This window comes from Capnocytophaga sp. oral taxon 878 (genome assembly GCF_002999135.1).
Classification (GTDB): Bacteria; Bacteroidota; Bacteroidia; order Flavobacteriales; family Flavobacteriaceae; genus Capnocytophaga.
The window spans coordinates 1,154,191-1,177,851 of the sequence record NZ_CP027229.1 but is presented as its reverse complement, the minus strand read 5'-3'; the positions used below and the strand labels follow the sequence as shown (position 1 = coordinate 1,177,851).

General features: G+C 39.7%; 38 protein-coding genes. 12 read left to right on the top strand and 26 right to left on the bottom strand.

Translation table 11 applies throughout. The annotated features are described in order from the left end of the window. The first annotated feature begins 5 nt into the window (after positions 1–5). The 9 genes from traJ to C4H12_RS05465 all read left to right on the top strand — a co-directional run bounded on the left by traJ (position 6) and on the right by C4H12_RS05465 (position 6,000). Positions 6–992 carry a conjugative transposon protein TraJ gene (traJ, locus tag C4H12_RS05505; protein WP_009389084.1) on the top strand — a complete coding sequence of 329 codons (987 nt, stop codon included), beginning with the start codon at positions 6–8 and terminating at the stop codon, positions 990–992. Positions 993–1,020: 28 nt separating this feature from the next. Next, positions 1,021–1,644, top strand: coding sequence for a conjugative transposon protein TraK (traK, locus tag C4H12_RS05500; RefSeq protein WP_009389087.1), 624 nt, complete (start codon positions 1,021–1,023; stop codon positions 1,642–1,644). Continuing rightward, positions 1,641–1,946 carry a TraL conjugative transposon family protein gene (locus C4H12_RS05495; protein WP_095900548.1) on the top strand — a complete coding sequence of 102 codons (306 nt, stop codon included), beginning with the start codon at positions 1,641–1,643 and terminating at the stop codon, positions 1,944–1,946. Before traK ends, C4H12_RS05495 begins: the two co-directional genes overlap by 4 nt. Then, positions 1,909–3,312, top strand: coding sequence for a conjugative transposon protein TraM (gene traM / locus C4H12_RS05490; protein ID WP_106098031.1), 1,404 nt, complete (start codon positions 1,909–1,911; stop codon positions 3,310–3,312). The genes C4H12_RS05495 and traM overlap by 38 nt, the downstream gene beginning before the upstream one ends. Positions 3,313–3,406: 94 nt before the next feature. After that, entirely contained in the window at positions 3,407–4,318 is a 912-nt protein-coding gene (traN, locus tag C4H12_RS05485; protein ID WP_106098030.1) for a conjugative transposon protein TraN, read from the top strand. A 5-nt stretch (positions 4,319–4,323) separates the two neighbouring features. Further along, positions 4,324–4,893, top strand: coding sequence for a conjugal transfer protein TraO (locus C4H12_RS05480; RefSeq protein ID WP_254424822.1), 570 nt, complete (start codon positions 4,324–4,326; stop codon positions 4,891–4,893). Positions 4,894–4,912: 19 nt separating this feature from the next. Beyond that, a complete protein-coding gene (locus C4H12_RS05475; protein WP_106098028.1) occupies positions 4,913–5,344 on the top strand; it encodes a TraQ conjugal transfer family protein in 432 nt (143 codons plus the stop codon). A gap of 93 nt (positions 5,345–5,437) precedes the next feature. Continuing rightward, the gene (locus C4H12_RS05470; RefSeq protein WP_174688419.1) at positions 5,438–5,722 is read left to right on the top strand and encodes a helix-turn-helix domain-containing protein; all 285 of its coding nucleotides are present in this window, start codon (positions 5,438–5,440) and stop codon (positions 5,720–5,722) included. Beyond that, complete coding sequence (locus C4H12_RS05465) at positions 5,719–6,000, top strand: helix-turn-helix domain-containing protein (protein WP_009750747.1); 282 nt, start codon at positions 5,719–5,721, stop codon at positions 5,998–6,000. The genes C4H12_RS05470 and C4H12_RS05465 overlap by 4 nt, the downstream gene beginning before the upstream one ends. Positions 6,001–6,205: 205 nt before the next feature. Here C4H12_RS05465 and C4H12_RS05460 read toward each other — a convergent pair whose 3' ends face one another. The 13 genes from C4H12_RS05460 to C4H12_RS05400 all read right to left on the bottom strand — a co-directional run bounded on the left by C4H12_RS05460 (position 6,206) and on the right by C4H12_RS05400 (position 13,619). Beyond that, positions 6,206–7,060, bottom strand: a complete 855-nt coding sequence (locus tag C4H12_RS05460; RefSeq protein WP_106098027.1) for a PRTRC system ThiF family protein — start codon at positions 7,058–7,060, stop codon at positions 6,206–6,208. A gap of 2 nt (positions 7,061–7,062) precedes the next feature. After that, complete coding sequence (locus tag C4H12_RS05455; RefSeq protein WP_106098026.1) at positions 7,063–7,785, bottom strand: PRTRC system protein B; 723 nt, start codon at positions 7,783–7,785, stop codon at positions 7,063–7,065. Between the two features lies 1 nt (position 7,786). Beyond that, positions 7,787–8,752, bottom strand: coding sequence for a hypothetical protein (locus C4H12_RS05450; RefSeq protein ID WP_254424821.1), 966 nt, complete (start codon positions 8,750–8,752; stop codon positions 7,787–7,789). Positions 8,753–8,772: 20 nt separating this feature from the next. After that, positions 8,773–8,946: a hypothetical protein gene (locus tag C4H12_RS13840; protein WP_254424820.1), complete on the bottom strand. Its 174-nt coding sequence runs from the start codon at positions 8,944–8,946 to the stop codon at positions 8,773–8,775. 104 nt (positions 8,947–9,050) lie between these two features. After that, positions 9,051–9,269 (bottom strand): PRTRC system protein C, encoded by a 219-nt coding sequence (locus tag C4H12_RS05445; RefSeq protein WP_009744763.1) that lies wholly within the window; start codon positions 9,267–9,269, stop codon positions 9,051–9,053. A gap of 27 nt (positions 9,270–9,296) precedes the next feature. Beyond that, positions 9,297–9,794 carry a PRTRC system protein E gene (locus C4H12_RS05440; protein ID WP_002672163.1) on the bottom strand — a complete coding sequence of 166 codons (498 nt, stop codon included), beginning with the start codon at positions 9,792–9,794 and terminating at the stop codon, positions 9,297–9,299. A 14-nt stretch (positions 9,795–9,808) separates the two neighbouring features. Continuing rightward, positions 9,809–10,060, bottom strand: a complete 252-nt coding sequence (locus tag C4H12_RS05435) for a hypothetical protein (RefSeq protein ID WP_106098024.1) — start codon at positions 10,058–10,060, stop codon at positions 9,809–9,811. Between the two features lie 17 nt (positions 10,061–10,077). Continuing rightward, positions 10,078–10,311: a hypothetical protein gene (locus C4H12_RS05430; protein ID WP_009389118.1), complete on the bottom strand. Its 234-nt coding sequence runs from the start codon at positions 10,309–10,311 to the stop codon at positions 10,078–10,080. 6 nt (positions 10,312–10,317) lie between these two features. Beyond that, on the bottom strand, positions 10,318–10,524 hold the full coding sequence (locus C4H12_RS05425) for a hypothetical protein (protein WP_016421160.1): 207 nt from the start codon (positions 10,522–10,524) through the stop codon (positions 10,318–10,320). Beyond that, positions 10,521–10,967, bottom strand: coding sequence for a hypothetical protein (locus C4H12_RS05420; protein WP_106098023.1), 447 nt, complete (start codon positions 10,965–10,967; stop codon positions 10,521–10,523). Before C4H12_RS05420 ends, C4H12_RS05425 begins: the two co-directional genes overlap by 4 nt. Positions 10,968–10,996: 29 nt before the next feature. Then, a complete protein-coding gene (locus tag C4H12_RS05415; protein WP_009413225.1) occupies positions 10,997–11,431 on the bottom strand; it encodes a single-stranded DNA-binding protein in 435 nt (144 codons plus the stop codon). A 25-nt stretch (positions 11,432–11,456) separates the two neighbouring features. Next, positions 11,457–11,792 carry a hypothetical protein gene (locus C4H12_RS05410; RefSeq protein ID WP_009389122.1) on the bottom strand — a complete coding sequence of 112 codons (336 nt, stop codon included), beginning with the start codon at positions 11,790–11,792 and terminating at the stop codon, positions 11,457–11,459. 591 nt (positions 11,793–12,383) lie between these two features. Continuing rightward, entirely contained in the window at positions 12,384–13,619 is a 1,236-nt protein-coding gene (locus tag C4H12_RS05400) for a site-specific integrase (protein ID WP_106098022.1), read from the bottom strand. Between the two features lie 347 nt (positions 13,620–13,966). Here C4H12_RS05400 and C4H12_RS05395 point away from each other — a divergent pair, with 347 nt between their 5' ends. The 3 genes from C4H12_RS05395 to C4H12_RS05385 all read left to right on the top strand — a co-directional run bounded on the left by C4H12_RS05395 (position 13,967) and on the right by C4H12_RS05385 (position 15,984). Continuing rightward, positions 13,967–15,313 carry a hypothetical protein gene (locus C4H12_RS05395; RefSeq protein WP_106098021.1) on the top strand — a complete coding sequence of 449 codons (1,347 nt, stop codon included), beginning with the start codon at positions 13,967–13,969 and terminating at the stop codon, positions 15,311–15,313. Between the two features lie 106 nt (positions 15,314–15,419). Next, the gene (locus C4H12_RS05390; protein WP_106098020.1) at positions 15,420–15,725 is read left to right on the top strand and encodes a helix-turn-helix domain-containing protein; all 306 of its coding nucleotides are present in this window, start codon (positions 15,420–15,422) and stop codon (positions 15,723–15,725) included. After that, positions 15,715–15,984, top strand: a complete 270-nt coding sequence (locus C4H12_RS05385; RefSeq protein WP_106098019.1) for a helix-turn-helix domain-containing protein — start codon at positions 15,715–15,717, stop codon at positions 15,982–15,984. The genes C4H12_RS05390 and C4H12_RS05385 overlap by 11 nt, the downstream gene beginning before the upstream one ends. 191 nt (positions 15,985–16,175) lie before the next feature. On the opposite strand, the gene C4H12_RS05380 is transcribed toward C4H12_RS05385, so the two are convergent. The 13 genes from C4H12_RS05380 to C4H12_RS05320 all read right to left on the bottom strand — a co-directional run bounded on the left by C4H12_RS05380 (position 16,176) and on the right by C4H12_RS05320 (position 23,578). Beyond that, positions 16,176–17,021 (bottom strand): PRTRC system ThiF family protein, encoded by an 846-nt coding sequence (locus C4H12_RS05380; protein WP_106098018.1) that lies wholly within the window; start codon positions 17,019–17,021, stop codon positions 16,176–16,178. A 2-nt stretch (positions 17,022–17,023) separates the two neighbouring features. After that, a complete protein-coding gene (locus tag C4H12_RS05375; RefSeq protein ID WP_106098017.1) occupies positions 17,024–17,746 on the bottom strand; it encodes a PRTRC system protein B in 723 nt (240 codons plus the stop codon). 1 nt (position 17,747) lies between these two features. Continuing rightward, entirely contained in the window at positions 17,748–18,713 is a 966-nt protein-coding gene (locus tag C4H12_RS05370) for a hypothetical protein (protein WP_254424819.1), read from the bottom strand. Between the two features lie 20 nt (positions 18,714–18,733). Further along, positions 18,734–18,907, bottom strand: coding sequence for a hypothetical protein (locus C4H12_RS13835; protein ID WP_254424818.1), 174 nt, complete (start codon positions 18,905–18,907; stop codon positions 18,734–18,736). 104 nt (positions 18,908–19,011) lie between these two features. After that, entirely contained in the window at positions 19,012–19,230 is a 219-nt protein-coding gene (locus C4H12_RS05365; protein WP_009744763.1) for a PRTRC system protein C, read from the bottom strand. A gap of 27 nt (positions 19,231–19,257) precedes the next feature. Next, positions 19,258–19,755, bottom strand: coding sequence for a PRTRC system protein E (locus tag C4H12_RS05360; RefSeq protein ID WP_002672163.1), 498 nt, complete (start codon positions 19,753–19,755; stop codon positions 19,258–19,260). 48 nt (positions 19,756–19,803) lie between these two features. Next, positions 19,804–20,019: a hypothetical protein gene (locus C4H12_RS05355; protein ID WP_106098015.1), complete on the bottom strand. Its 216-nt coding sequence runs from the start codon at positions 20,017–20,019 to the stop codon at positions 19,804–19,806. Between the two features lie 19 nt (positions 20,020–20,038). Further along, on the bottom strand, positions 20,039–20,272 hold the full coding sequence (locus C4H12_RS05350) for a hypothetical protein (RefSeq protein WP_106098014.1): 234 nt from the start codon (positions 20,270–20,272) through the stop codon (positions 20,039–20,041). A 6-nt stretch (positions 20,273–20,278) separates the two neighbouring features. Next, on the bottom strand, positions 20,279–20,485 hold the full coding sequence (locus tag C4H12_RS05345) for a hypothetical protein (protein WP_016421160.1): 207 nt from the start codon (positions 20,483–20,485) through the stop codon (positions 20,279–20,281). Next, positions 20,482–20,928 (bottom strand): hypothetical protein, encoded by a 447-nt coding sequence (locus C4H12_RS05340; protein WP_106098013.1) that lies wholly within the window; start codon positions 20,926–20,928, stop codon positions 20,482–20,484. The genes C4H12_RS05345 and C4H12_RS05340 overlap by 4 nt, the downstream gene beginning before the upstream one ends. A 29-nt stretch (positions 20,929–20,957) precedes the next feature. Continuing rightward, on the bottom strand, positions 20,958–21,392 hold the full coding sequence (locus C4H12_RS05335) for a single-stranded DNA-binding protein (protein ID WP_009413225.1): 435 nt from the start codon (positions 21,390–21,392) through the stop codon (positions 20,958–20,960). 25 nt (positions 21,393–21,417) lie between these two features. Continuing rightward, on the bottom strand, positions 21,418–21,753 hold the full coding sequence (locus C4H12_RS05330; protein WP_009389122.1) for a hypothetical protein: 336 nt from the start codon (positions 21,751–21,753) through the stop codon (positions 21,418–21,420). Between the two features lie 589 nt (positions 21,754–22,342). Continuing rightward, a complete protein-coding gene (locus C4H12_RS05320) occupies positions 22,343–23,578 on the bottom strand; it encodes a site-specific integrase (RefSeq protein WP_106098011.1) in 1,236 nt (411 codons plus the stop codon). Between the last annotated feature and the right edge of the window lie 83 nt (positions 23,579–23,661).

Genomic DNA, 23,661 nt, shown 5'->3' with positions numbered 1-23,661 from the left:
GATAAATGGAAAATCTACACCAAATACTTCGTACTTTATACGATGAGATGATGCCCCTAACAGCTCAGATGTCTGCCATAGCCAAAGGCTTGGCAGGCTTAGGGGCACTGTTCTATGTGGCAATGCGTATATGGCAAGCCTTAGCCCGTGCCGAACCTGTGGATGTGTATCCCTTGCTCCGTCCCTTTGCCATAGGGCTGTGTGTGATATTTTTCCCTACTCTGGTGTTAGGAACAATGAATACAGTGTTAAGCCCTGTGGTAACAGGTACCCACAGTATCTTAGAAGGACAAACGCTCGATTTGCATAAACTACAAGAGCAAAAAGACCGATTAGAGCGAGAAGCACAATTGCGCAACCCCGAAACTGCCTATCTCGTCTCGGATGAAGAGTTTGACAAAAAGATTGATGAATTAGGTTGGATGCCCGAAGATATGGCTGTAATGGCAGGAATGTACATCGAAAGAGGGATGTATGACCTCAAGCAAAGCATCCGATCGTGGTTTCGTGAACTACTCGAAATGCTCTTTCAAGCAGCTGCTTTAGTGATTGACACCATACGCACTTTCTTTCTTGTGGTGATGTCTATCTTAGGACCTATAGCCTTTGCCATTTCGGTATGGGATGGATTTCAATCTACCTTACTACAATGGGTTACCCGCTATGTAAGTGTCTATCTATGGCTTCCTGTATCCGATTTGTTCAGTGCTATTTTAGCACGTATCCAATCCCTTATCTTACAACGAGACATCGAGCAACTCTCTGACCCAAGTTTTATTCCTGATACTACCAACACAGCCTACATTATCTTTATGGTCATTGGTATCATAGGCTATTTTACCATTCCCACCGTAGCAGGTTGGATCATACAAGCAGGAGGTATGGGTAATTATGGTAGAAATGTAAACCAAGCTACCTCCAATGCAGGTAATATAGCAGGTGCAGGAGCTGGCTCTCTTTCAGGTAATATTACAGGTAGGTTAATGAAGTAAAAACAAGTCTAATTGAATACTAAAATTAATGGAATTTAAAATCTTTAGAAACATCGAAAACGGATTCAAGCAAATCCGTATGTATGCCATAGCCTTTGCTGTGCTCTGCTCAGGTGTGAGTATCTTCGCTGTAGGCTATGCCTATTACTTTGCCGAGAAACAGCGCGAGAAAATCTATGTGTTAGACAATGGTAAATCACTAATGTTGGCACTCTCTCAAGATGAGAAAATCAATCGCCCTGTCGAAGCTAAAGAACACGTGCGCAGGTTTCACGAACTCTTCTTCAACTTAGCCCCCGATAAGAAAGCAATTGAAGACAATACCAAACGTGCCTTCTTTATGGCTGATAAATCTGCCTTTAACTACTATAAAGATTTGGCTGAAAAAGGCTATTACAACCGCATCATCTCTGGTAATATCCTCCAACGGGTAGTCATCGATAGCGTGCGCTGTAACTTTAATAGCTATCCTTATCAGGTGGAAACCTTTGCCAAGCAGTTCATCACTCGTGCCAGCAACATCACCGAAAGGAGTCTTATTACCTCCTGCAGGTTGATTAACTCCGTGCGTTCTGATAACAACCCTCAAGGATTTATCATCGAACAGTTCAATGTAATAGAAAACAAAGACCTTAGAACCGTAGAGAGATGATAGCCAAAATTCAAAGAGAGATACATTCTCTAAAAAAGCAAACCCGAAGCTATTGTCAGGGACTTTCACCCTCACAAAGAAAACGCTTGGTACTCTTAGCTTTTGCAGTCTACTCGCTACTTACTCTTTTTATACTATGGCACGCTTACCAAGAGTACCACCAAGGCGAAGCCCCTGCCATACAGCATATTGACAACAAGGCTATTGTACCTACAGAGGGGAATACCCCAAAAAAGGATTCGTTAATTTTTAAACAACTTAATAATGGAAAAGAACACACCCCTTCCAGAGCAAAACGGTAATACCCCTGCCTCTGATAAGGCTAACGCTTCTTCTACACCGAGTTTCTTGGTCAGTGAAGAAGAGGAAAAAGCCCTCCAAGAGCGCAATGAGGAAAAAGCCCTTGCTAAAAAACAACAACTCAAGAAAATTGTCATTTATGCCCTAATGGGGATAATCTTCCTCGCTTGTATGTATCTGCTTTTTGGTGGCGGAAGTGAGCAAGAGCAAACACAAGTAGGTATCAATGAGGCAATACCACAAGCTACCGAGACACTCTTGCCTTCTGATAAGGAAAAAGCTTACGAAGAAGCCCTCTTAGAAGAAAAAGAAGCTGATAAAAAAGCCTCTCTCAATGCGCTGTCGGACTATTGGCAAGAAGACGAAGGCGAGGAATATCCTGAAGCTATCGAAGAGGAAGAAGAACCCACTCCGCGTTATCGCAAGGCTACCCCTAATGCCTTTGAGCGTTCTGCTCAGTCTTATCGCGATATTCACCAGACTTTAGGCAGTTTCTACCAAGACAATAGTGCTTACGAGGAGCAACAAAAACTCAAAGAAGAGATAGCCTCACTCAAGTCTCAACTCTCCAACAAGCAAGATCCTACCTCTGTAGATGCCCAAATGGCATTGATGGAAAAGTCTTATGAAATGGCTTCAAGATATTTGCCTAAAGGACAACAAAACCCTTCAATGATGGGGGGGGCAGGCTCGCAAGAGGGCGAGGGAAACAATAGTAGCGAAGCTGACAATGTAGAACAGAGTAAAAACATCGCTCCTGTCTATACCCCAGAGGAAAAGGTAGTCAGTCGTTTGCCCCGCAAGCAGTCCGAGAAGGAGGCTCTGCAAGAATGGGTAAAGGAGCAACAGACCTCTTTTTTCAATGGCGAGAGCTTTAAGCCACAAGGTAGTATCCTAAAGAATAGCATTCGCGCTTGTACACATATCGAACAGCTATTAGGAGAAAACTCGAGGGTGCAGCTAAGACTTTTAGAGCCTATACGAGTAGCAGGCATACTCATTCCTAAAGGAGAACTGCTTACAGCCTCTGCTAAAGTGAGTGGTGATAGATTGTTACTCACTGTAAAATCCTTAGAATACAAGGGCAAAGTGATTCCTGTCTCTATAGCTGCCTACGACATCGATGGGCAACAAGGGTTATACCTGCCCGCTTCTTCCGATGCCAATGCCTTTAGAGAAATAGCAGCGGGAATGAGCAAAAGTTCAGGAAGTAGCTTTACCTTTAGCTCTTCAGCCAAAGACCAAATTGTCTCGGAGCTGAGCAAAGGGGTCGTACAAGGAGGTACCTCCTTTCTTTCTAAAAAGATCGCACAGCCTTCCATAAGGGTTAAAGCAGGTTATCAGCTCCTGCTCATCTCTAAGAAATAGCCTTTCAGACAAACCCATAAACACACAACAAAGCACAAAACAACACAATTATTTATTTTTCAACCTATTAAACACACTTAATATCATTTTATTTATGCGTAAATTACACTTATTATTATCGGTAACAATGCTTACCATTACCGTGCAAGCCCAGAATGAGGCAAAGGAAAACACAGCCCTCAGTACTGAGAAAAAGGAACTTTTAGCTCAATCAGGAAAGGTAGTGCCTTATCCTTTGCAGGTGGCTTATGACCAAACAACCCATCTTATCTTTCCCGCTTCTATCCGCTATGTAGATTTGGGAAGCGAAAACTTAGTAGCCGACAAGGTGAAAGATGCCGAGAATGTACTAAGGGTAAAGGCAGCTAAAACAGACTTTACCGATAGCACCAACCTATCGGTTATCACTCAAGACGGAGGCTTTTATAGCTTTGAGGTGAGTTATCACACCACACCACAACCTCTTACCATTGATTTTGGTAGAGGAATGCCCCAAGGCAACAATGTGAAATCGGATATTCTCTTTTCTGACACAGGCTGGGAATCACCTGCGGTAGCACAGATTATTATGTCGTCTATCTACCATCAGAAGAAGAATTACATCAAGCATATAGGTTCGGAGAATGCAGGTATACAATGGCTACTAAAAGGTATCTATGTACACAATAGCAAACTCTATGTAGACGTGCAATTGTCCAATCGTTCTAACCTGCCTTTTGAAGTAGATTTTATCACTTTTAAAATCATTGATAAGAAGACCACCAAAAAGAGCATTGTACAAGAAGTGCCCATTGAGCCCTTGCGCGTATACCAACCTATATCCCTACTAAAGGCTCATAAAGAAGCCCGTTCGGTGTATATGTTAGACCAACTCACCCTTTCTGATGACAAGGTTTTGCGGGTAGAAATCTTTGAAAAAAACGGCTCTCGCTACCAATCGTTCCTTATCACCAACGAGGAGATTATAGCCGCTCGCCCTATTGAACAGTTTAACCTTAAATTTTAATGCCAATGCTAAGAATTATCACTTGTATTTGTCTGTGCTTTTTAGGAGGCTCCATTGCCCAAGCACAGCGATTGTTACCCAAGCAAAAAGGTATCTCGCTCTCTTGGGTTGCACCTGCAGAGGCTTTTACTTCCTCTTTTTCTGATGATTTTGGGGTGCAGTTAGGCTATAGTATCAATGCTAAAATGGGTAACTACAAGCATTTTGCTCTTGAATATCAAAGGCGATTGTACCCTTACAAGAGTCTGAATATACCCGTTGAGAGGTATATAGGTGCAGGAGGCTATAGCTTTGCCTTAGTCAGTGACAGCAGTAAAACGGTAGCTTTGAACTTAGGAGCAGAAGCTCTTTTGGGCTATGAGGTAGTCAATCACAGCAAAAGCCTCCTTCCTGATGGGGCTTTGCTAAAGAATGAAAACCATTTTCTCTATGGCGCACAGGTAGGTTTGCAGATAGAGACTTACCTAAGTGATCACTTTTTAGTGCTCTGCTCTGGCAAGGTAGCAGCTCTGTGGGGAAGTTCCTTTGAGCTACTGCGTCCCTGTGCTACTGTAGGACTGCGTTATATGTTTTAACCTTTAAAAAGACAATACGATGAAGAAAATAAATCAGAAAATTGTAATAGGACTCATTGCAATGCTATGTGTGAGCCTATTCACCTCTTGTAAAAAAGAGTTGGACGTACAACAAAACTTTCCTTTTGAGGTAAAGGTATTGCCTGTACCTAAAAGTATAGGTAAAACCGATACGGTAGAAATACGTTGTGAGTTGCACTCTCCTTACCAGTACGATGAGAACCGCTATTTTATTCGTTACTTTCAGTATGAGGGAAAAGGTAGTTTGCGTACCTCTCCACAAGGAGAAGTCTTACTTGTTAATGATGTTTATCCACTTGCCTCCAAAGGAGCGTTTAGGCTTTACTACACTTCTGCCTCAGAAGCTAATCAGTCTCTCTCCGTTTGGATAAGCGACTCCTTCGGCAATGAACAAAAACTTGATTTTGAGTTTAATGTAAAGAAAGAGTAAAGATATAAAGCCAAAATCCTCCTTTCTCTTCCAAAACAAGCCTACTTCTAAAAGTGGGCTTGTTTTGTTTTACCTTTGCGCAAAATAATGCAAATGGAAGTAGTAGTTATAGAAAAATCTGTTTTTGAACAGATACAAAAAGACGTACAGCAACTCAACAATTCTCTGCAAGTGGTAATGGATACTTACAAAGGTATTTGGCAAAAAGAAAAGTGGTTGGACTCTCAGGAGGTTTGTCTGCTTTTGGGCATTAGCAAGCGTGCCTTGCAGTATTATAAAGACCAAAAACTCTTGCCTTTCTCGTGCATCCACCGCAAGAACTATTTTAAGCGTAGTGATGTAGAACAGCTTTTAACCTCTAACCTTCAAACCCAATGAACTTACTCACAGAAACACACCAGGAACTAAGCTCTTACCTTAGTCAGCTTGAAAACCTTAAACAGCAAATGGACTTTATCCTTAAAAACTTCCGTCCTGTATTTGATGGCGAGGTATTTCTATCAGGAAAGGAGGTCTGTGAGCTGCTGCATATCACCAAAAGAACCCTACAGCAATACCGTGATGACGGGCTTTTTCCTTATATCCAAATTGGTGGTAAAATTCTCTTTAAACAAAGTGATATTCTAAAGATTTTGGAGGCTAACTATAAGAAATAGCTCCTTTTTTTATATTTAATAGCTATCTTGTAAGATTTCTCTTTATCCTAAACTAACAAAAAATCTATCTGTAAGGTCTTTCTTTTGCTTCTTTTCTTTCTCAAAGAAAAGAAGGTCGTGAGCCACGACAGGCAGTCAGTAGCACAGACAAACAATCATAAAAAACACCTCTTAGAAATACTCTAAGAGGTGTTTTTATTAAGGATTAAACCAATAAGGGTTGTGTACGAAAATCTTTGAGGTTGAGGAAAAAGCCTCTGTAAGAAGTGAGTCCTTCTCTGAATAAGTTCCAAAGTAGGGTGCTTCCCATTTGTGAGAGAGTGGCGTTAATGAACAAATCTTGCTTGATTAAGGCTTCGGCAAGGGAGCAACTTGGGATATTGTCATTATGCTCGGATTGTGTCAATAATTCTCCAAAGGCTTGGGTAATAGTAGGCAGGGTGTCTATAGGGATAAAGGTATCACTATGAGGTTGCTCAATGGCTTGTAAAGTACCTAAAATCACTTGTCCTGAATGGGTGCTGTTGCCAAAATCTAACCAATACTTAGGGTTGTTGTGGTAGTGGTGAGCTCGTTCTAAATGAGTGAGTACTTCCCCAATGTCAAAGCGTGCCTTTACGCTATCTACACACGAAAGGTAAATGCTTCCTCTCATTGTTTCTTCTTCAGAGGAAAAGGTCTCAGTGCTGAATAGCTGTGTTTGCGCTCTCCAATCTGTACCAAAAAAGCGATTGATACGGCTTATTAGAGCAGTGGATTTGTACATTCCTAACTCACAAGCTGAAAAGAGTTGTCTGCCGAGATTGGCAGGACTTACAAGGTCATTATCCCAAAGGGTTACCGATAACCCTGCGTGTCCTAAAGCAACCAAAGCGTGGTTGATACGTGCTAAAGCAGTGGCTACTTGTGAGCCTGTGCCTCCTGCTCCTATCAGATGTACTTTAATAGGATTGGTAGCATTGAGCAAAGCAGTATCAGTAAAATGTACCCGCTCTTTGTGTGTTTGGACAGAGGTATTGAAAGGGTTGAGGGTGTTTGAGGAGTTTAGAGTCTGTTTCATTGTTATAGGATTTGTTGTAAGGTGAGGTGATTGGGATTAAGCAGTTCGTAAGGAAAAGGCTTATTACTCTGAGTGAGTTCCTGCCAAAGGCTTATTAAGGGTATTTTGGTTATAGGATATGAGCCTAATTGATGAGAAAAATAGCTATTGAAAAAATAATCTTCCCATTGGGTGATAAAATCTTCTAAGCAAGAGGCTTTACGCTCATTTACCTGCACTGACCCCATACACACATTGCCATTTTCATAGACGTTGAAAAAAGGCGCATAGCACAGAGGGGTATTAAGGTGTGGTTTTTGGTTTTTCGGCAGGGCATATATCCAAAGGCTCTTGGGGGTAGCTTTCCACAACAGAGGAGGTAAACTTACTTCTTTGCTTTCTATAGCAAGGGAGGAGGCAAAAAATAACTGCTTTTTTTGTGCTTTAGAGTACCAAACAGCCTGCCCCTCACCTTTATGGGATAGATGGAGCACCCTGCGAGGAATAATACCTTTGGGGACTAAAAAGACTTGTGCTTGCTCTTTTTCGCAGGTGAGCGTTTTGGCAAGTGCTTGCGCTTGGTCGAGGGTAAGCGGTTGTGCGCTTGTAGGGTTACCATTGCTATCAAGGTGTAAGTACTCTACATAACTCTGTGGGTTGTAGCGGTTACTGTCTTCGTAAAAAACAAGTGCTGATGTAGGGCGATATACTTCCCCTACTTCTGGGGTGAGGTCTGTGTATTTCATTTTAAATGCGGTTTAAAAGGGTTATAAGTTCAGTTAAGAGAGGAAAGAAACGCTGTTCAAAATCAAAGTTAGCAAGGGGTGTTGTGCTGTTGAAATGTTTGTAAATGGTAGGGAGTTCTATCTCACTACATTGGGAGTATTCTCCATTGAGCCAATCTAAAAGATAGGTATGGAATAGGTCGCTTTGGTCTTCATAGACAAAAGATAGGTATTTCTCTACCTCAAAAAGTTCCTCTTCACCTTGCTCATAGCCCTCTGCTCTGTGCAAATGGGTATAGATAGAGTGGTTAGGAAAATCCTGCCACAAGGTATAAAAGGCTTGTGAGAGGGTAAGGCATTCGGCTTCTAAATCATTCTTAGGAATAAAGCGGTTTATACGCCTTTGAAAAAAGTCTAAATGGCAAGGGTTGCGTATCTTTTTGGAAAGAATAGTACCTATTTGTTGTGTCTGCTTTAAAAGGTGCAGGAGGTGGTCTTTTTCTGCTATTTCTTCATAGTCTTGGTTAATACAATCCTGCAACATTTCATAGGCATAAGCCACAAAACAATCTTCTTGTACATAGTTTGCTATAAAAGCACGTTGGTTTAGGTAGGCATATACCGATAAAAATAGTTCATAAAGTGGTTTGTTTTTATGTACTTTCAGAAGTCTATAAAGCGGTTGCAGAGGGACAAGAAACACTTCGTTGGGCAAATAAAAGCGTTCTTCGCAAGAGAAAAAGGCATTGCCATTGGGGGCTTTCAATACTTTTAGTTCACAGAAAGTACCTTTGGTATCTCTCTTTTTGATTTGCTCTTGGCTGTAAGAAAGGGCTAAGGCAATCCCGCAAGAAAGGTCGTACTGCTCTATGGGAAAGGGAGTAAAGCCGTAATGGTCTGCCATTTGAGCAAGGGAACACTTGAGAGTGGTTTTTAGCTGAGCTTGCTCCTCTCCACTAAAAATGATGTGCTTGCTTGAATGATACACTTTAGGAGGAAAGGTCGTTTTTAGAAAACCATTGGCAAAAGAGTTTTCGGGGCTACTTGTTGCTGTTCTTGACGTATCTGTGAGCGGTCTTTGGAGCGTTGGACTGCTTTGGAAAACTCTCTTAACCTGCGGTAGAGTTCTCTCTGTGCTTCGCTTTGTATGGATGCGAGGTTTTGTTGGGATTGCTGTGGCATACATTTTTAGTTTATTTTTAGTTTTTGATAATGTTTGTAATTTTAGCTATAAGCCTTGTTTTAAGCTGTTTTACAAGGCTCATAGCTTTAGAATTAGTAGAGATTTAGCCTTTTGTACCCATTGTGATTTGTAAGGGATAGACAACGCTGTCTCCCTCTACATAAGGTGTGCCTGCTTTGGCATTGGTGAGCAGGGGGTAATGGGTGCTGTAAAAATTCTTGACTTGCTCTACTGACCACGATGGATTAGGGTCGGCAAGGTGAATAGTTTGTCGGTTTTCTTCGAAGACAAACATTCTTTTCAGTTGGGTAGCTATGAGCATAACAATACTTTTTTTAGAGGTTAATACTTATTCTTCAAACAAGGTAGGGGCAAAGTGTGTGGATAGTTCTGACCTTTTTTTGCGGATTTTATCGGCATAGTTAGGGAACTCATCGGGAGGAGGTAGTTTTGACCACGCTTCTCGGTACTTGCCCTGCGCTTCTAAATCAGCTACTTTTTTCATAGCCTCATCGTATTTCTTTTGTTGTTTCTCAGCTTTTTCTTTCTCCATAGCTGATTGCCTTTGGGCTTGCTTTTGCGCCTCGATGTACTGCTCCATATTCACAAACAGAGACGAGGTTTCTTCTAAGGGTTGGGTGATGCTTTGAAAAAAGCCTGCATCTAATTCTTCGGCTGTGCCTCTAAGTACTAAGGGAGGCAAAAGGTGCTTGGCAGGGTCTGAACATTGTTCATTCTCAAGCAATACCGATACAACAAGCTGGCTATTTGCTTCTTGGGTTATGACTAAGTGCAGTTTGCCTTGTATGGCTAACTGAGCAATTTGATTGAAAAAATGGGTTTCCATTGGATACTTCGTTTTTAAATTAATACTTCTGTTTTTATATCCTTATCTTTTAAGGGGCTTTTTTTGATAGTGTTTTCAGTGCGATAACTCACTGTGTAGCCGTTTGCCTTTACGATAGCTTCTAAGGCTTGTCGGGCTTTGAGGGTTGCCTCTCGGTCTTGGTCGCTAAGGTTCATAAAGTGCAGTGGTTCAAAAGTTCGGATGATTATCCCTATATAGGACAGGGCTTGGGTGTCGGTTGCTAAGGGTTGTTTGAGTGGTTTCATTTAGATACACTTTTAGGTTAAACTACTTCTTGGGGTTCTATTTCAAACTCAATGCTTCTTTTGCTACATTGGGTTTGGTCGTACCATTGCAAGTTGGTTAGGTCGTCTTGGGTAAAGGGTAGCTTGTACCGCTTGCAATAGGCTTTTATCACTTCGATAGCTTTGTACTTGCTTGTGCATACTTGCATAAGGACACGGCTACTCATATAGTGCCAGCTGTCGGTTTTATAGACTAAGTAAACGCTTTCCATAGGCTGTTAGGTTTTATTAAGGGTTGAGTTTTGGGCTTCTTTGAGTTGCTTTAGTTTAATATATAAGTCCTGCCAATAGGCTTTTAGTCTCTTGTCTAACGCCTTGTGGGTGTTGTCAGTATGCTTATACCCTCTAAAGCTATCGGCTTGCGCTAAGGCTTTATCAAGGTCGGTTACCTCTATAGGTGCGCCATTGAGGTCTGTTATTATCATTTTTCAAAGGTTTTAAAAAGTTCTTCAAAACGGATGTCGTCCGTCCAATACTCATCGGAGGAGTATTTTCCATAGGCTTTTATATAGAAATCATCGTATCGGGTAAATACGCTTCGGTAAATATCCAAACGGCTTTCAGGCGTATTGAAAGAGGCTAATTCCTCCTCAGTGAGTTCCACAAAAGCCCAAGTACGTTCTTCTAAAAAGGATAAATCGGGCTGTTCCTCATCGCTGAGGGTATAAAAGTCGGTTTTTGCCTCATAGAAACTAAGGTTTACAAAATCGGGGTCGCTCTTTAGGGTAGATACTTGTTGGGCTACATTTTTCACTTTCTCAAGCCATTGCTCGGTAAGGGTGATAAGGGCAAAGTCACAACTATCCCATTCGCTATTGGTATAGGCACGCACCAAAAGGTGTGTTGTAGGTGTTTTGCTGATATTCATTTTTTGTTCAATTTTAAAGGGTTATACATTTAGAAAGGCAAATCGTCCTCGTCTTCCTCTGCTACTTGCCCTGCTGTGACTTGGGGCTTTGGCAAAGGTGTTATGGCATTTGCGTTATTTGTCTCACTTGCAGAGGTATTAGGTGTTACTTCTGCTTTCTTGCTAAAGTGGAATTTGATTTTGGAGGTGTGAAAGTTCAAGCCTGCTTGAGGTTCTCCCTCACGATTGAGCCACGCTCGTGCCGATACTCGTCCTTCCAATTCAACCAATGTGCCTTTGGTAAGGTACGGAGCAACCCCCGTACTGAGCCAATAAGCACAGTCAAAAAAGGAGGTTTGCTGTACGTTTTCACCTGCTTTGTTTCGGTAGTTGTCGTTTACTGCTACAGAGAAATTAACGACTTGTTTGCCATTTGATAGGGTTTGCACTTGTGCATTTTCGGTAAGTCTTCCTACGATATTCATAAGCGTTCTATTTGTTATTAGGTTACTAAATTTCTACTATTTGGTCTATGCGCCCATAAAGATAGGCACGGAGGCTGGTGCGGTCGATAGCATAGTATTCATACCAAGTATTATACTGCTTTACAATGAACTTTTTCAGTACATCGGAAAAGTCAAATCGGTAGCCCAATAAAGGGATAGCATTTCTGAAAAAGCAGTTACTATTGACCGCTTGGGTAATCCAATTTTTCTCTGTTCGGGTGAGTTTCTCACCGCTATTGAGCTTTACACGGAGCTGATAGACTTGGCAGTCTTTCAGATGTTCTAAGGGGCTTATTTCGTGAGACACGAATTTAGTTGCGATACAGGGTTCTTTTTTCATCTTGTTGCATTTTAGGAGTTTTATGCTGCTTTACGGCTTGTTTGGACACGATACGCACGATTTTCGGCTTTTAGGTTGTCTTTTTGAAATTTTTTATTCGACAATGGGAGGAAAAGCGGTATTCGTTTCAAAAAACAATCTGTAAGAAGCGGCATTTTTCTCATATTTGACATTTTTTTTATTCGCTTAAAGGTCGGAATGAGCTGGTTTCGTTTCGAGTGCCATAAAAGGTCTGTGTTTAGCTTCTGCAAGGTTTTTCAAAAAAATACTACCCGCAGGACAACGGACAAGGGCTGGAGATTTTTTTGAAAACCCATCGGGCTTGACCTTGCAAGAAGCGTTAATAACACAGAAATACCTTTGCACTCGAACAACGAACCGCCATTACGTGCCTTAAGTGTTTAAAACAGGGAAAATAGGTAAGTCTTAATGACGTATTTCTTTTTGTGACAAACGAATACCCTTTTCCTTATTTGTTGAAGTCTTTTTCTCTTCTAATAGCTTTCTGTAAGGCAACAAAAAAAATCCATTGACACATCTCTTTTTGAAATGTTATCAATGGATTTCTAATTTTTAAAAGACACTGAGAAGCTATCCTATCTTTAAATTCTTTAATCGTTCGGCAGCAATTTCCATATCCTTGCTAATTTTCTCATTGGTGATTTTAGCATAAATCTGGGTGGTTTTGATATTCTTATGTCCCATCATCTTGCTAACACTTTCCAAGGGAACTCCTTCTGTTAAGAATAGAGTACCAAAGGTATGGCGTGCCCAGTGAAAAGAGATAGGTTTTTCGCGAATGATGTTGCAATCTTTCATCATCTTTTTGATCAGAAGATTGCAATTAGCGTTTGAAGGTACTGGGAATAAAGTATCTGTGCGAGTTGTGCCGTCGTATTTTTCGATGATTTTCTCGGCTATATCCAATAGACGAACATTGCAAGGAACATCTGATTTTTGACGGCGTTTGATAAGCCATTTGTTGCCGTCAAAGAACGATTGTAAGTGACTTTTCTTGAGCTGCTTGATATCAATATACGAAAAACCTGTAAAGCAACTAAATACAAATAGGTCTCGTACTAATTCAACAGAAGCACTCTTAGGGTGATATTGTAAAAGAGTTTCTACTTCCTCTCTAAGCAAATAACCTCTATCTTTCTCCTCCATAGAACTTATATAATTCTTAAAAGGATTGCGATAGATGATACCCTTGTCTATAGCTATTTCTACCATTTTACAAAGGGGCATCATATAAACCCATATTGTGTTGTGAGTAAGGCTTTTATTGACTCTAAGATAGAAGTCAAAGTCATTGATAAAGTCTTCTGTAAGCTCTTTGAAAGAAATATCACTTCTGTGGTATTTGTACTGGATAAACTCACTCAAATGAGTGTATACATTTTCGTATTTATTAAGTGTTCTCCAACTTCTAACACCTTTTTCTACCATCAAGGCAAAGTCCTCTTTGAACTTCTCATAGACTTTTAGCAAGGAATCTTCCATTACTCCTATACCTAGGAAAGTGGCTTTTAGCTTCTGAGCAGTAACCACTCCCTCGTACTTCATCAGCTCCTCATAATGAGTAACCATACGTGAGCGGATCTCTTCCAGCTTTCGGTTGAGTTGGGTAGCTTCCTCTGTTTTACCTGTTACCCTTCCGTACTTCAAATCCCATTTCTGTGGAAGAATTTCAAGTTTGGTACTAAACTGAGCTACCTGATTGTCAATGGTAATACGCCCCATAATAGCAACCTTACCGTTCTTCTTTGGGGCATTCTTTTTAAGGTAAAACAATACCTTAAAGGTTGAGCGTTTTACTTTTTTCATACTCTAATTTTTTAATTTGCGAAAGTACTTTTTATCAAGTTACTGTACAATATGAAAAAAGGTGTAAAACACTGAAATATAACCTACTAATAAAAATTATTTTTTAAGGTATTAGGTAACGATTTAGAAACCTAATTTTGAAAAAGCCTGTCCAAATCATCTAAGACTCTGTCTTCTCTTATCTTCCTTTCAAAAAAATAATCCCCTTTGTATGAGCTAATTATATTATTTTTTGTAGTTTTGCATTTTAAATTCTATTTTTTGCTAAAAAAAACAAGAAAAATTTAAGTTCATTTTTTTCTGGAAAAACTCGTATCATAGAAGAAAAAGAACTTGAACAGTCATTTATGCATCATATTCATTTTCTACAAGATATCGAAAGGAGTGATAATACACTCTATGAGGTAGCAGAACGGATATATATGGGGTCTATTATTGCTTCATTCTTAGAATCTGGTATAGAGTTAGAAGCAAAAATAGATGATAATATTATTTATTACTTAGACACTCAAATTATTTTAGAGGCATTAGATCTACAAAGAGAAGAAGATACGTTACCAACAAAGGAGTTACTAAAGTTAATAAGAGATACAAAAGGTGAAGTAAAAATACTTAATATAACAATTAATGAAATTTCTCTAATAATAGAACAAGCAATAAGTAAATTTGATAAAGATAATCCAATATCTACAATAAATGAAGCGTGTATACGATTAGGGAAAAATAAAACTTGGTTAATTAATATTAATGGGAAATTAGAAGACTTTATAAGAAAGGAATTAGGAGTAGAGGTTGATACTGTTCCTGATTCTGAAATAAGAAAAAATGCTACTTCTGAAGATGTTGCTTTATTAGGACAGACTCGTAGACGTAAGAATAGTGCTATTCACGATGTTACAGCCTATTTGTACGTTAGAAAACGTAGAGGAAATAATATTAGATTACATCAAAAAGCTAAATATTGGTTTGTTACAGCAAACAAGAATTTATCGGAATTCAATATTACTTGTAAAACAAATGGATTTATTGGTGAGACAATAATGCCTGATGAACTGACCAGTTTATTATTCTTAAAGAACCCTCAGCATTTGGCAGCAAGAGTAAGTCAGATAGGTCTTAATGAACTTATAGCTCAAACTCTTTCTGAAGAATATCCAAGTAGGGAACTCTTAAATGAATTTGATATGGCGATTAGAGAAAATTTAAATTTGAAAGAAGAAGATTATAACATTCTACTCAACTCAATAGCCTTTCAATCAACAAAAAGTATTCAAGGATTACTTGATGAAGCAGGGGATAAACAAAAATTTGCTAATAGTACTCATAAATTAATAGAAAAAGGAAGAAATGAAAAGGCTAAATCAGAAAAAGAAATGCGTCAATATGAAAAAAAGATAAAAAGTATTAATGAAGAAAACATTTTTATAAAAAAGGAAAATAAAAAGTTAAAAAGCCAGATAGCTGAAAATAGAAAAATGGAAGAAAAAAAAGCAAGATATTTTCCAATAAAAACTAGCAATGCAATAATTATAATTCTTATAGTATTGGTCTTATATTTATACACATTGTTACATCCAGAATTATATTTATGGATAAAAAAAATTATATATTTTATAAGCTCTTTAGGAGGATTGTGGGGGTTTGCTAATCTTCTATTTAATTTGGCTAAACACTTTTTTAATACAAAATCATAAAAATTATATGTAATTTCTGCCTCTCACTGCCAAAAACTGCCAGCTGAGAGGTTTTTCTGTGCTTACATCCTACCTTTGCACTCAAAATCATAGCAAAGTAGTAACAATGGAAGTATTAGTAATAGAAAAAGAGGTATTTCAGGAGGCTTTTAATGAGTTGTCAGCCCTTACAGATAGCTTACAGCAGTTTATTAGTACCTATCCGATAGGTAAAGAGAAGGAAAAGTGGTTAGATGCCCAAGAAGTGTGTCAGCTGTTGGGAATTAACAAGCGTACCTTACAGAATTACAAGGATAAGGGCATATTAGCCTCGTCCTCTATTTTTAGGAAGAACTACTTTAAGTTTGCTGAGGTACAGCAGCTATTAAGCACAGGAACGTCTCACTTAAAACATCAACCCAATGCTCAGTAATAATCAAGAAGAAATTGCACAATACAAGGCGGCACTCACGCGCCTTCAAGAACAAATAGCCTTTATTCAGGAACACTTCCGACCCTTAGTAGGTGGGGAGTTATACCTCAATGGCGAGAAAGTCTGTGAGCTACTGCATATCACCAAAAGAACCCTACAGCAATACCGTGATGATGGGCTTTTTCCTTATATCCAAATTGGTGGTAAAATTCTCTTTAAACAAAGTGATATTCTAAAGATTTTGGAGGCTAACTATTAAGAAATAGCTCCTTTTTTTATCTTTAATAGCTATCTTGTAAGATTTCTCTTTATCCTAAACTAACAAAAAATCTATCTGTAAGGTCTTTCTTTTGCTTCTTTTCTTTCTCAAAGAAAAGAAGGTCGTGAGCCACGACAGGCAATTAATAGCACTGACAAGCAGTCATAAAAAATGCTTGTCAGTGTTGTTGTTTATACAGCTAAGGGTTGTGTACGAAAGTCTTTGAGGTTGAGGAAAAAGCCTCTGTAAGGAGTGAGCCCTTCTCTGAACAAGTTCCAAAGTAGAGTGCTTCCCATTTGTGAAAGGGTGGCGTTAATGAACAAATCTTGCTTGGTTAAGGCTTCGGCAAGGGAGCAACTTGGGGTATTGTCATTCTGCTCGGATTGTGTTAATAGTTCTCCAAAGGCTTGGGTAATAGTAGGCAGGGTGTCTATGGGAGTAAAAGTATCGCTATGAGGTTGCTCAATGGCTTGTAAAGTACCTAAAATCACTTGTCCTGAATGGGTGCTGTTGCCAAAATCTAACCAATACTTAGGGTTGTTGTGGTAGTGGTGAGCTCGCTCTAAATAAGTGAGTACTTCCCCAATGTCAAAGCGTGCCTTTGCGCTATCTACAGACGAAAGGTAAATACTTCCTCTCATTGTTTCTTCTTCAAAGGAAAAGGTCTCAGTGCTGAATAGCTGTGTTTGCGCTCTCCAATCTGTACCAAAAAAGCGATTGATACGGCTTATTAGGGCAGTGGATTTGTACATTCCTAACTCACAAGCCGAAAAAAGCTGTCTGCCGAGATTGGCAGGGCTTACAAGGTCGTTGTCCCAAAGGGTTACCGATAACCCTGCGTGTCCTAAAGCAACCAAAGCATGGTTGATACGTGCTAAAGCAGTGGCTACTTGCGAGCCTGTGCCTCCTGCTCCTATCAGATGTACTTTAATAGGATTGGTAGCGTTGAGCAAAGTAGTATCAGTAAAATGTACCCGCTCTTTGTGTGTTTGGACTGAGGTGATGAAAGGGTTGAGGGTGTTTGTACTCTGTTTCATTGTTATAGGATTTGTTGTAAGGTGAGGTGATTGGGATTGAGCAGTTCGCAAGGAAAAGGCTTATTACTTTGAGTGAGTTTCTGCCAAAGGGTTATTAAGGGTATTTTGGTTATAGGATATGAGCCTAATTGATGAGAAAAATAGCTATTGAAAAAATAATCTTCCCATTGGGTGATAAAGTCTTCTAAGCAAGAGGCTTTACGCTCATTTACCTGCACTGACCCCATACACACATTGCCATTTTCATAGATGTTGAAAAAAGGCGCATAGCACAGAGGTGTATTAAGGTGTGGCTTTTGGTTTTTGGCTAAGGCATATATCCAAAGGCTCTTGGGGGTAGCTTTCCACAACAGAGGAGGTATACTTACTTCTTTGCTTTCTATAGCGAGGGAGGAAGCAAAAAACAACTGCTTTTTTTGTGTTTTAGAGTACCAAACAGCCTGCCCCTCGCCTTTATGGGATAGATGGAGCACCCTGCGAGGAATAATACCTTTGGGGACTAAAAAGGCTTGTGCTTGCTCTTTTTGGCAGGTGAGCGTTTTGGCAAGTGCTTGCGCTTGGTCGAGGGTAAGCGGTTGTGCGCTTGTAGGGTTACCATTGCTATCAAGGTGTAAGTACTCTACATAACTCTGTGGGTTGTAGCGGTTACTATCTTCGTAAAAAACAAGTGCTGATGTAGGGCGATATACTTCCCCTACTTCTGGGGTGAGGTCTGTGTATTTCATTTTAAATGCGGTTTAAAAGGGTTATAAGTTTGGTTAAGAGAGGAAAGAAACGCTGTTCAAAATCAAAGTTAGCAGGGGGTGTTGTGCTGTTGAAATGTTTGTAAATGGTAGGGAGTTCTATCTCACTACATTGGGAGTATTCTCCATTGAGCCAATCTAAAAGATAGGTATGGAATAGGTCGCTTTGGTCTTCATAGACAAAAGATAGGTATTTCTCTACCTCAAAAAGTTCTTCTTCACCTTGCTCATAGCCCTCTGCTCTGTGCAAATGGGTATAGATAGAGTGGTTAGGAAAATCCTGCCACAAGGTATAAAAGGCTTGTGAGAGGGCAAGGCATTCGGCTTCTAAATCATTCTTAGGAATAAATCGGTCTATACGCCTTTGAAAAAAGTCTAAATGGCAAGGGTTGCGTATCTTTTTGGAAAGAATAGTACCTATTTGTTGTGCCTGCTTTAAAAGGTGCAGGAGGTGGTCTCTTTCTGCTATTTCTTCATAGTCTTGGCTAATACAATCTTGCAACATTTCATAGGCATAAGCCACAAAACAATCTTCTTGTACATAGTTTGCTATAAAAGTACGTTGGTTTAGGTAGGCATATACCGATAAAAATAGTTCATAAAGTGGTTTGTTTTTATGTACTTTCAGAAGTCTATAAAGCGGTTGCAGAGGGACAAAAAACACTTCGTTAGGCAAATAAAAACGTTCTTCGCAAGAGAAAAAAGCATCGCTATTGGGGGCTTTCAATACTTTTAGTTCACAGAAAGTACCTTTGGTATCTCTCTTTTTGATTTGCTCTTGGCTGTAAGAAAGGGCTAAGGCAATCCCACAAGAAAGGTCGTACTGCTCTATGGGAAAGGGAGTAAAGCCGTAATGGTCTGCCATTTGAGCAAGGGAACACTTGAGAGTGGTTTTTAGCTGTGCCTGCTCCTCTCCACTAAAAATGATGTGCTTGCTTGAATGATACACTTTAGGAGGAAAGGTCGTTTTTAGAAAACCATTGGCAAAAGAGTTTTCGGGGCTACTTGTTGCTGTTCTTGACGTATCTGTGAGCGGTCTTTGGGGCGTTGGACTGCTTTGGAAAACTCTCTTAACCTGCGGTAGAGTTCTCTCTGTGCTTCGCTTTGTATGGGTGCGAGGGTTTGTTGGGATTGCTGTTGCATACATTTTTAGTTTGTTTTTAGTTTTTGATAATGTTTGTAATTTTAGCTATAAGCCTTGTTTTAAGCTGTTTTACAAGGCTCATAGCTTTAGAATTAGTAGAGATTTAGCCTTTTGTACCCATTGTGATTTGTAGGGGATAGACAACGCTGTCTCCCTCTACGTAAGGTGTGCCTGCTTTGGCATTGGTGAGCAGGGGGTAATGGGTGCTGTAAAAATTCTTGACTTGCTCTACTGACCACGATGGATTAGGGTCGGCAAGGTGGATAGTTTGTCGGTTTTCTTCAAAGACAAACATTCTTTTCAGTTGGGTAGCTATGAGCATAACAATACTTTTTTTAGGGGTTAATACTTATTCTTCAAACAATGTAGGGGCAAAGTGTGTGGATAGTTCTGACCTTTTTTTGCGGATTTTATCGGCATAGTTAGGGAACTCATCGGGAGGAGGTAGTTTTGACCACGCTTCTCGGTACTTGCCCTGCGCTTCTAAATCAGCTACTTTTTTCATAGCCTCATCGTATTTCTTTTGTTGTTTCTCGGCTTTTTCTTTCTCCATAGCTGATTGCCTTTGGGCTTGCTTTTGCGCCTCGATGTACTGCTCCATATTCACAAACAGAGAGGAGGTTTCTTCTAAGGGTTGGGTGATGCTTTGAAAAAAGCCTGCATCTAATTCTTCGGCTGTACCTCTAAGTACTAAGGGAGGCAAAAGGTGCTTGGCAGGGTCTGAGCATTGTTCATTCTCAAGCAATACCGATACAACAAGCTGGCTATTTGCTTCTTGGGTTATGACTAAGTGCAGTTTGCCTTGTATGGCTAACTGAGCAATTTGATTGAAAAAATGGGTTTCCATTGGATACTTCGTTTTTAAATTAATACTTCTTTTTTATATCCTTATCTTTTAAGGGGCTTTTTTGATAGTGTTTTCAGTGCGATAACTCACTGTGTAGCCGTTTGCCTTTACGATAGCTTCTAAGGCTCGTCGGGCTTTGAGGGTAGCCTCTCGGTCTTGGTCGCTAAGGTTCATAAAGTGCAGTGGTTCAAAAGTTCGGATGATTATCCCTATATAGGACAGGGCTTGGGTGTCGGTTACTAAGGGCTGTTTGAGTGTGTTCATTAGGATACTCTTTTTTAGGTTAAACTACTTCTTGGGGTTCTATCTCAAACTCAATGCTTCTTTTGCTACATTGGGTTTGGTCGTACCATTGCAAGTTGGTTAGGTCGTCTTGGGTAAAGGGTAGCTTGTACCGCTTGCAATAGGCTTTTATCACTTCGATTGCTTTGTACTTGCTTGTGCATACTTGCATAAGGACACAGCTACTCATATAGTGCCAGCTATCAGTCTTATAGACTAAGTAAACGCTTTCCATAGGCTGTTAGGTTTTATTAAGGGTTGAGTTTTGGGCTTCTTTGAGTTGCTTTAGTTTAATATATAAGTCCTGCCAATAGGCTTTTAGCCTCTTATCTAACGCCTTGTGAGTGTTGTCAGTATGCTTATAGCCTCTAAAGCTATCGGCTTGCGCTAAGGCTTTATCAAGGTCGGTTACCTCTATAGGAGCACCATTGAGGTCTGTTATTATCATTTTTCAAAGGTTTTAAAAAGTTCATCAAAACGGATGTCATCTGTCCAATACTCATCGGAAGAGTATTTTCCATAGGCTTTTATATAGAAATCATCGTATCGGGTAAATACGCTTCGGTAAATATCCAAACGGCTTTCAGGCGTATTGAAAGAGGCTAATTCCTCCTCAGTGAGTTCCACAAAAGCCCAAGTACGTTCTTCCAAAAAGGATAAATCGGGTTGTTCCTCATCGCTGAGGGTATAAAAATCGGTTCTTGCCTCATAGAAACTAAGGTTTACAAAATCGGGGTCGCTCTTTAGGGTAGCTACTTGTTGGGCTACTTTTTTCACTTTCTCAAGCCATTGCTCGGTAAGGGTGATAAGGGCAAAGTCGCAACTATCCCAATCGCTATTGGTATACGCTTGTACCAATAGGTGTGTTGTAGGTATTTTGCTGATATTCATTTTCTGTCCAATTTTAAAGGGTTATACATTTAGAAAGGCAAATCGTCCTCGTCTTCCTCTGCGACTTGCCCTGCTGTGACTTGTGGCTTTGGCAAAGGTGTTATAGCATTTGCGTTATTTGTCTCACTTGCAGAGGTATTAGGTGTTACTTCTGCTTTCTTGCTAAAGTGGAATTTGATTTTGGAGGTGTGAAAGTTCAAGCCTGCTTGAGGTTCTCCCTCACGATTGAGCCACGCTCGTGCCGATACTCGTCCTTCCAATTCAACTAATGTGCCTTTGGTAAGATACGGAGCAACCCCCGTACTGAGCCAATAAGCACAGTCAAAAAAGGAGGTTTGTTGTACGTTTTCACCTGCTTTGTTTCGGTAATTGTCGTTCACTGCTACAGAGAAATTAACGACTTGTTTGCCATTTGATAGGGTTTGCACTTGTGCATTTTCGGTAAGTCTTCCTACGATATTCATAAGGGTTCTATTTGTTATTAGGTTACTAAATTTCTACTATTTGGTCTATGCGCCCATAAAGATAGGCACGGAGGCTGGTGCGGTCGATAGCATAGTATTCATACCAAGTATTATACTGCTTTACAATGAACTTTTTCAGTACATCGGAAAAGTCAAATCGGTAGCCCAATAAGGGGATAGCATTTCTGAAAAAGCAGTTACTATTGACCGCTTGGGTAATCCAATTTTTCTCTGTTCGGGTGAGTTTCTCTCCGCTATTGAGTTTTACACGGAGCTGATAGACTTGGCAGTCTTTCAGATGTTCTAAGGGGCTTATTTCGTGAGACACGAATTTGGTTGCGATACAGGGTTCTTTTTTCATCTTGTTGCATTTTAGGAGTTTTATGCAGCTTTACGGCTTTTTTGGACACGATACGCACGATTTTTGACTTTTAGGTTGTCTTTTTGAAATTTTTTATTCGACAATGGGAGGAAAAGCGGTATTCGTTTCAAAAAACAATCTGTAAGAAGCGGCATTTTTCTCATATTTGACATTTTTTTTATTCGCTTAAAGGTCGGAATGAGCTGGTTTCGTTTCGAGTGCCATAAAAGGTCTGTGTTTAGCTTCTGCAAGGTTTTTCAAAAAAATACTACCCGCAGGACAACGGACAAGGGCTGGAGATTTTTTTGAAACCCCATCGGGCTTGACCTTGCAAGAAGCGTTAAGAACACAGAAATACCTTTGCACTCGAACAACGAACCGCCATTACGTGCCTTAAGTGTTTAAAACAGGGAAAATAGGTAAGTCTTAATGACGTATTTCTATTTGTGACAAACGAATACCCTTTTCCTTATTTGTTGAAGTCTTTTTCTCTTCTAATAGCTTTCTGTAAGGCAACAAAAAAATCCATTGACACATCTCTTTTTGAAATGTTATCAATGGATTTTAATTCTAAGAAGAAATTTGTTAGTTAGCCTATCTTTAAATTCTTTAATCGTTCGGCAGCAATTTCCATATCCTTGCTAATTTTCTCATTGGTGATTTTAGCATAAATCTGGGTGGTTTTGATATTCTTATGTCCCATCATCTTGCTAACGCTTTCCAAGGGAACCCCTTCTGTTAAGAACAGAGTACCAAAGGTATGGCGTGCCCAGTGAAAGGAGATAGGTTTTTCACGAATGATGTTACAATCTTTCATCATCTTTTTAATCAGGAGGTTGCAATTAGCATTGGAGGGTGTAGGAAATAGTGCCTCTGTACGAGTTGTACCCTCATATTTTTCAATAATTTTCTCGGCTATATCCAACAAACGTACATTACAGGGCACATCGGATTTCTGACGTCGTTTGATAAGCCATTTGTTGCCGTCAAAGAACGATTGTAAGTGACTTTTCTTGAGCTGTTTGATGTCAATATACGAAAAACCTGTAAAGCAACTAAACACAAATAGGTCCCGTACTAATTCAGCAGAAGCACTCTTAGGGTGATATTGTAAAAGAGTTTCTACTTCCTCTCTAAGCAAATAGCCTCTATCTTTCTCCTCCATAGAACTTATATAATTCTTAAAAGGATTGCGATAGATAATACCCTTGTCTATAGCTATTTCTACCATTTTACAAAGGGGCATCATATAAACCCATATTGTGTTGTGAGTAAGACTTTTATTGACTCTAAGATAGAAGTCAAAATCGTTGATAAAGTCTTCTGTAAGCTCTTTGAAAGAAATATCACTTCTACGGTATTTGTACTGGATAAACTCGCTCAAATGAGTGTATACATTTTCGTATTTATTAAGTGTTCTCCAACTTCTAACACCTTTTTCTACCATCAAAGCAAAGTCCTCTTTGAACTTCTCATAGACTTTTAGCAAGGAATCTTCCATTACTCCTATACCTAGGAAAGTGGCTTTTAGCTTCTGAGCAGTAACCACTCCCTCGTACTTCATCAGCTCCTCATAATGAGTAACCATACGTGAGCGGATCTCTTCCAGCTTTCTGTTGAGTTGGGTAGCTTCCTCTGTTTTACCTGTTACTCTGCCGTATTTCAAATCCCATTTCTGTGGAAGGATTTCAAGTTTTGTACTAAACTGAGCTACTTGATTGTCAATGGTAATACGCCCCATAATAGCAACCTTACCGTTCTTCTTTGGGGCATTCTTTTTAAGGTAAAACAATACCTTAAAGGTTGAGCGTTTTACTTTTTTCATACTCTAATTTTTTAATTTGCGAAAGTACTTTTTATCAAGTTACTGTACAATATGAAAAAAGGTGTAAAACACTGAAATATAAC

Excerpts from the sequence above, each read along its gene's own strand:
- traJ (WP_009389084.1), top strand. The coding sequence starts at position 6 with ATGGAAAATCTACACCAAATACTTCGTACTTTATACGATGAGATGATG.
- traK (WP_009389087.1), top strand. The coding sequence starts at position 1,021 with ATGGAATTTAAAATCTTTAGAAACATCGAAAACGGATTCAAGCAAATC.
- C4H12_RS05495 (WP_095900548.1), top strand. The coding sequence starts at position 1,641 with ATGATAGCCAAAATTCAAAGAGAGATACATTCTCTAAAAAAGCAAACC.
- traM (WP_106098031.1), top strand. The coding sequence starts at position 1,909 with ATGGAAAAGAACACACCCCTTCCAGAGCAAAACGGTAATACCCCTGCC.
- traN (WP_106098030.1), top strand. The coding sequence starts at position 3,407 with ATGCGTAAATTACACTTATTATTATCGGTAACAATGCTTACCATTACC.
- C4H12_RS05480 (WP_254424822.1), top strand. The coding sequence starts at position 4,324 with ATGCTAAGAATTATCACTTGTATTTGTCTGTGCTTTTTAGGAGGCTCC.
- C4H12_RS05475 (WP_106098028.1), top strand. The coding sequence starts at position 4,913 with ATGAAGAAAATAAATCAGAAAATTGTAATAGGACTCATTGCAATGCTA.
- C4H12_RS05470 (WP_174688419.1), top strand. The coding sequence starts at position 5,438 with ATGGAAGTAGTAGTTATAGAAAAATCTGTTTTTGAACAGATACAAAAA.
- C4H12_RS05465 (WP_009750747.1), top strand. The coding sequence starts at position 5,719 with ATGAACTTACTCACAGAAACACACCAGGAACTAAGCTCTTACCTTAGT.
- C4H12_RS05460 (WP_106098027.1), bottom strand. The coding sequence starts at position 7,060 with ATGAAACAGACTCTAAACTCCTCAAACACCCTCAACCCTTTCAATACC.
- C4H12_RS05455 (WP_106098026.1), bottom strand. The coding sequence starts at position 7,785 with ATGAAATACACAGACCTCACCCCAGAAGTAGGGGAAGTATATCGCCCT.
- C4H12_RS13840 (WP_254424820.1), bottom strand. The coding sequence starts at position 8,946 with ATGCCACAGCAATCCCAACAAAACCTCGCATCCATACAAAGCGAAGCA.
- C4H12_RS05445 (WP_009744763.1), bottom strand. The coding sequence starts at position 9,269 with ATGCTCATAGCTACCCAACTGAAAAGAATGTTTGTCTTCGAAGAAAAC.
- C4H12_RS05440 (WP_002672163.1), bottom strand. The coding sequence starts at position 9,794 with ATGGAAACCCATTTTTTCAATCAAATTGCTCAGTTAGCCATACAAGGC.
- C4H12_RS05435 (WP_106098024.1), bottom strand. The coding sequence starts at position 10,060 with ATGAAACCACTCAAACAACCCTTAGCAACCGACACCCAAGCCCTGTCC.
- C4H12_RS05430 (WP_009389118.1), bottom strand. The coding sequence starts at position 10,311 with ATGGAAAGCGTTTACTTAGTCTATAAAACCGACAGCTGGCACTATATG.
- C4H12_RS05425 (WP_016421160.1), bottom strand. The coding sequence starts at position 10,524 with ATGATAATAACAGACCTCAATGGCGCACCTATAGAGGTAACCGACCTT.
- C4H12_RS05420 (WP_106098023.1), bottom strand. The coding sequence starts at position 10,967 with ATGAATATCAGCAAAACACCTACAACACACCTTTTGGTGCGTGCCTAT.
- C4H12_RS05415 (WP_009413225.1), bottom strand. The coding sequence starts at position 11,431 with ATGAATATCGTAGGAAGACTTACCGAAAATGCACAAGTGCAAACCCTA.
- C4H12_RS05410 (WP_009389122.1), bottom strand. The coding sequence starts at position 11,792 with ATGAAAAAAGAACCCTGTATCGCAACTAAATTCGTGTCTCACGAAATA.
- C4H12_RS05400 (WP_106098022.1), bottom strand. The coding sequence starts at position 13,619 with ATGAAAAAAGTAAAACGCTCAACCTTTAAGGTATTGTTTTACCTTAAA.
- C4H12_RS05395 (WP_106098021.1), top strand. The coding sequence starts at position 13,967 with ATGCATCATATTCATTTTCTACAAGATATCGAAAGGAGTGATAATACA.
- C4H12_RS05390 (WP_106098020.1), top strand. The coding sequence starts at position 15,420 with ATGGAAGTATTAGTAATAGAAAAAGAGGTATTTCAGGAGGCTTTTAAT.
- C4H12_RS05385 (WP_106098019.1), top strand. The coding sequence starts at position 15,715 with ATGCTCAGTAATAATCAAGAAGAAATTGCACAATACAAGGCGGCACTC.
- C4H12_RS05380 (WP_106098018.1), bottom strand. The coding sequence starts at position 17,021 with ATGAAACAGAGTACAAACACCCTCAACCCTTTCATCACCTCAGTCCAA.
- C4H12_RS05375 (WP_106098017.1), bottom strand. The coding sequence starts at position 17,746 with ATGAAATACACAGACCTCACCCCAGAAGTAGGGGAAGTATATCGCCCT.
- C4H12_RS13835 (WP_254424818.1), bottom strand. The coding sequence starts at position 18,907 with ATGCAACAGCAATCCCAACAAACCCTCGCACCCATACAAAGCGAAGCA.
- C4H12_RS05365 (WP_009744763.1), bottom strand. The coding sequence starts at position 19,230 with ATGCTCATAGCTACCCAACTGAAAAGAATGTTTGTCTTTGAAGAAAAC.
- C4H12_RS05360 (WP_002672163.1), bottom strand. The coding sequence starts at position 19,755 with ATGGAAACCCATTTTTTCAATCAAATTGCTCAGTTAGCCATACAAGGC.
- C4H12_RS05355 (WP_106098015.1), bottom strand. The coding sequence starts at position 20,019 with ATGAACACACTCAAACAGCCCTTAGTAACCGACACCCAAGCCCTGTCC.
- C4H12_RS05350 (WP_106098014.1), bottom strand. The coding sequence starts at position 20,272 with ATGGAAAGCGTTTACTTAGTCTATAAGACTGATAGCTGGCACTATATG.
- C4H12_RS05345 (WP_016421160.1), bottom strand. The coding sequence starts at position 20,485 with ATGATAATAACAGACCTCAATGGTGCTCCTATAGAGGTAACCGACCTT.
- C4H12_RS05340 (WP_106098013.1), bottom strand. The coding sequence starts at position 20,928 with ATGAATATCAGCAAAATACCTACAACACACCTATTGGTACAAGCGTAT.
- C4H12_RS05335 (WP_009413225.1), bottom strand. The coding sequence starts at position 21,392 with ATGAATATCGTAGGAAGACTTACCGAAAATGCACAAGTGCAAACCCTA.
- C4H12_RS05330 (WP_009389122.1), bottom strand. The coding sequence starts at position 21,753 with ATGAAAAAAGAACCCTGTATCGCAACCAAATTCGTGTCTCACGAAATA.
- C4H12_RS05320 (WP_106098011.1), bottom strand. The coding sequence starts at position 23,578 with ATGAAAAAAGTAAAACGCTCAACCTTTAAGGTATTGTTTTACCTTAAA.